We start from the raw sequence: 5,003 nt of genomic DNA on the forward strand, positions 1-5,003 counted from the left end.
AAGGGACTTTTTTTATTGCCTGTAGATGCCAACGCTCATGAAGAAGTTCATTTTTCCATCTCTTTATTGCATAGCTGGATTTCTAGATTTTGGAAAAAACAGAAGATCAAGTCTTTTCTATGACATGTTACGAGAAGAACACAGGAGTACAACCAAGCGAATAAGAACAATAACTTATCATTTTACTTAAGTTTAGATATGTGATCGAAATACATTTTTTTATTCAAGTTTTTTTTGAGTAATGTATGTGGGACCGATCTGGTCTGATTAATAAAAAGCAAAAATGGAGTGGATATGTCTTCCAGAACCACATCCTGGTATTCCAATGTGAATCCTCGTGTGTTTTTAACAACTGTCATCATCATTGGACTATTTCTTTTAATGGTGGTCCTGGCACCTAATTCGTTTGAACTGATGACGCAGCAACTGAACCAGTGGGTGACGACCTCTTTTAGCTGGTTCTATGTACTCTCTGTTGCAATTTTCCTGATTCTGCTGATTTTTATTGCACTATCGGACATGGGCAGGATTAAGCTTGGTCCGGACCATAGTATGCCGGATTATAACAATACCTCCTGGTTTGCCATGCTGTTTACTGCCGGCATGGGCATTGGGCTGATGTTCTTCGGTGTTGCTGAACCGGTAATGCACTATGTCACTCCGCCATCGGGTGAACCGGAAACTATTCAGGCGGCACAGCAGGCCATGCGTGTGACCTTCTTTCACTGGGGACTCCATGCCTGGGCGATCTATACACTGGTCGGATTATCCTTGGCTTACTTTGCCTACCGGCATCAGTTACCTTTGAAAATACGCTCTGCACTTTATCCTTTAATTGGCAAGCGAATTTACGGCCCGATCGGGGATGGTGTCGATATCTTCGCAACGATTGGAACCGTATTTGGTGTCGCTACCACTTTGGGTTTCGGAGTAACACAGATCAATTCTGGTCTGAACTATCTGTTTGGCATTGAGCAAAGTACTGGAGTACAAGTCATCCTGATTATTATTGTCAGTGCGATGGCTTCACTCTCGGTATTTTTTGGTCTGGATAAAGGGATTAAACGCCTATCCGAACTGAATCTGGTTTTGGCTTTGGGACTATTACTTTTTGTCTTTCTGGCAGGACCGACTATTTATCTGCTGCAAACGACTATTCAAAACGTCGGACAGTATGTGTCTGGTCTATTCAGTATGACCTTTAATCTTTATGCCTATCAGCCTAATGGCTGGATTGGCGGATGGACCATTATGTACTGGGCCTGGTGGATTTCCTGGTCACCATTTGTCGGGATGTTCATTGCCCGGGTATCTCGAGGTCGAACGGTTCGCGAATTCATCGTGGGCGTTTTACTGATTCCAACCGGCTTTACCCTGATCTGGATGGGCTTTATGGGCAATGCTGCGCTTTACAGCATTTTGCATGAAGCGAATATTAACCTAATGCAGGCAGTACAGCGTGACTCATCTGTGGCACTGTTTGAATTTCTGCAGGGGTTGCCTTTCTCGGCAGTGATGAGTGTAGTCGCCACATTCTTGGTAATGTTATTTTTCGTCACTTCGGCTGACTCTGGTGCACTGGTTACTGATTATCTGACTGCGAAATCTGATCAGTCTCCAACTTGGCAGCGTCTGTTCTGGACAGTGATCATGGCTTTACTGGCAATTGTGCTGTTATATGCAGGTGGCCTGGCTGCACTGCAATCTGCCACCATGTTGAGTGCTTTGCCTTTTACCTTGATCATGTTGGTGATTAGTTGGGGGCTGATCAAAGCACTGCGGCTGGAAGTCACCAAAATGCATGCATTACAAGAAGCCCGAATTACACCACGAGCAATTCATAATCCGCGTAGCTGGCAGCAACGTTTGGGACTTATCATGCATTATGCTCATAATGAACAGGAAGTGACAGCGTATATCCAGTCGGAAGTCAGACAGGCATTTTTAAGTATTCAGAAAGAGTTTCAACGCCGTCATCATGCCGTCATCATTGATGAAATAGAGCAGGGACTTTGCTTACGAGTAGATCATCAGGATGAAGCGAATTTCGTTTATGCAGTGGTTGCACGCCAGATCTTGCCGCCAAGTTTTATGCCATCTCAGGGTGAAGATGCAGGACAATATTTTCAAGCTGAAGTCTTCCTCAATGAAGGTGGGCAAAACTATGATGTGATGGAATGGACCCGGGAAGATCTTTTGCAGGATATTTTGGATCAGTATGAACGGCATCTGCACTTCTTGAGCAGGGTGCGCTAAGTGGTGCTATCGCTTAATTAACCTAATAAACCGAATAAAAAAGGATGCATATTGTGTCCTTTTTTATTCGGTTTATCTTGAAATTTAACAAGGATATGAACCCTTAACTTATTTATAAATAATAAAAATTTCATTTATTCTTTAATAAAAATATAGATGATTAGCTCGTAAAATGATGAAGGAAAAATCTATATTAATAAACTAAAAAATTAGATGTGATTTAACTGCTTATATTTTTAAATGAATACATCATTTTGATACAAAGCACTGCTCTGCATATGACATGATTACATGTTAAGTTTGAGCAGATAACAATAAAACTGCAGATTGTAGTGTCATGAAGAAGAAGGATTAGATGAAGCAAGCTTTGTTAATGTGCTGGACGACCTTTAAGCGCCTGCCTTCTGCATGGCTGCTTTGTCTGCAATTCATCATTCTGATCCTGTCAGTACTGAGCTATGAATACGCACCTTATCGGGCTGCAACTTGGGTACTAGGCGTATTGGTTTTACTGGTGATCGCTAGGGTTATTCGTCAGACTCCCGTATTTACCTTATTGGGATTAAGTTTCGTTGTTGGTGCGCTATTTTTTTCATCATTGGTTTTATTCGGGATGAAACAAGTCTGGGTCTTAATTACCGCCCATGCCTTTGAAGCATGTGCTTATTTTAGTGCATCCTATGGTTTATTGCGTTATATGTTTCATGACCGTTACCTGACCAAAGATGAATTATTTGCGGCAGGCGCAGCCTTTACTTTGATGGCTTGGGGTTTCGCTTTTCTTTATAGTATCTGTCAGTTATTGGTTCCCTATAGTTTTGCTGATCCAGATCTACAAGCTTATCAGCCCTGGTTAGATTTGCTGTTCTTGAGTTTTAGTGTGCAGTCCGCGACAGGATTGGCGGATACCATGCCAGTGAGTCCATTTGCCAGAATGCTCGCCATGATCCAGATGTTCTTTGGCGTGATGTATCTGGCATTGATTGTCTCTCGACTGGTGGGGCTGCAATATATTTCTCATTTACCGCATAGAAAATCAGAGCAAGAAAAAAAGGACACATAAAGTGTCCTTTTTCTGTATTCAGAATCTAATCAGAAATTAGAAACGGAATTTAGCATTCAAGCCCACAGTTTGGGTATCTGTTGCAACATCTTGATCCAGATTAGCATTTTTAGTTTCGTAGTTAGCATTAACATAGCTAGCACCTACAGATACTGCTGGAGTAACGAAGTAGTTTACGTTCGCACCTAAAGCTTTATCTGGAGAACCTGCATAGCTAGATTCCATATAAGAAACGCCAACACTTAGTTTAGGGTTGAGGTAAAGCGTTGTACCTAGGTTATAAGCAGTGTCTTCACCGTAAACTAAACCAGATTCAAAACCGATCGACATAGTTGTACCATCGATTGCACCTACGTATTTAGTACGTGCAGTAATTGCATCTTGATCTTCATTGATAGTCATCGTCTCAAGAGCTGCTTTAGCAACACCATTAGAAACGATATTGAAAGCATCGTAAGAAGTCTGGTCAGCAACACTTGTATAACCTACAGTAACCAGGAAATTAGGAATAGGTAATACACCCACTTCTAATGCATAACGGTCACCATTGTCATCTTTTTCACCAGCTTTATTGTCAATAATAGTATGGTTATAAGAAGCGCTTGCATATGCTGGAACAAGTTTAGTTGGGATGTAGGCTTCACCTTTCACACCATAAGTATGGTAGACGGCACGGTCACCAAATTCTTGTCCATCTTCACCGTAGCTATAAGCCGCAGAAACATTAGAAGCTTGGTTTAGGAATGCTGCTTCAGCTAAAGGGCCTTTAGAAGCATCAACATCTTTCAGGTAGTAAGTACCTTGAACAGCACCAGCAAAATCTTTGTCATTGGCAGTATTGTCAATGTGTTCTGCTTGACCTTGAACTTCAAATTGATACGCTTGAGCACCGGTCATCGCTAATAATAAAGCAGTGGCTAAACCTAGTTTTTTCATGATTATTACCGTTTTTCAAAGGGGAGGTAAAACAGGGGGTAATTGTATTGTAACAATTTATTAAGTCAATAAACCTTTTAAAATCATATAAATGTGAATTTTATAATTGTTATGTTTTTGTAAAGATTGTGAATTTATTATTCAACTGCTTAGTTCTAAAAAAATACTGATAGAACAAATAATTACTTAAATAAAAAGAAATAATATAAAACACGTGAAAATTCACATTTATAATAGGTGGTTATTGTTTAATTTAATTCAAATGTATATAAGAATTGGAAAAACCAATTCTATAGAGTCAAACCTCTCCATATAAATGATTAAGAATGCCTAGATCACTTATTTAGTTGATTCAATAATTCTTTTCTAATTCATTAAATTTATTTTTTATTTAAATTAAATCTAATTTTGTGTAAAAAACAGACAAATATCAAATCCAACTAATTTAATATGCTTTACATTCTACATGAAAGTTACGATAATTAATTCATCAAGTTAGATGATGTATTTACTTAAATTCTTTATTTGACCTGATTCTCCACGAATTTTGTGTTTTATCGGCCCAGCTTTCCCCAAGGTTGGGCTTTTTTTTGCCTGAAACTTAAGTAGAGATGAGTGAGGGGATAAAGACCAATCAATAAGTATAAATATTAAACAAATCAAGATATATTTTAAAAGAAATTAAAGCACCATAATGGTGCACTACCTTTGGTAAGATATTATATAAAAAATGAAATAGATAAAAAAA

At 39.1% G+C, this 5,003-nt stretch carries 3 protein-coding genes; 2 read left to right on the top strand and 1 reads right to left on the bottom strand.

Features of this window, described 5'->3' with window-relative positions; translation table 11 throughout:
* Window positions 1-294 precede the first annotated feature (294 nt).
* Both HADU_RS10480 and HADU_RS10485 read left to right on the top strand, forming a co-directional pair.
* Window positions 295-2,256, top strand: coding sequence for a BCCT family transporter (locus HADU_RS10480; protein ID WP_008306028.1), 1,962 nt, complete (start codon window positions 295-297; stop codon window positions 2,254-2,256).
* 355 nt (window positions 2,257-2,611) lie between these two features.
* A complete protein-coding gene (locus HADU_RS10485; protein WP_004813684.1) occupies window positions 2,612-3,319 on the top strand; it encodes an ion channel in 708 nt (235 codons plus the stop codon).
* A 36-nt stretch (window positions 3,320-3,355) separates the two neighbouring features.
* Here HADU_RS10485 and omp33-36 read toward each other — a convergent pair whose 3' ends face one another.
* The gene (omp33-36, locus tag HADU_RS10490) at window positions 3,356-4,255 is read right to left on the bottom strand and encodes a porin Omp33-36 (RefSeq protein ID WP_004813682.1); all 900 of its coding nucleotides are present in this window, start codon (window positions 4,253-4,255) and stop codon (window positions 3,356-3,358) included.
* Between the last annotated feature and the right edge of the window lie 748 nt (window positions 4,256-5,003).

It is taken from the genome of Acinetobacter sp. HA, from assembly GCF_000264725.1.
GTDB lineage: Bacteria > Pseudomonadota > Gammaproteobacteria > Pseudomonadales > Moraxellaceae > Acinetobacter > Acinetobacter schindleri.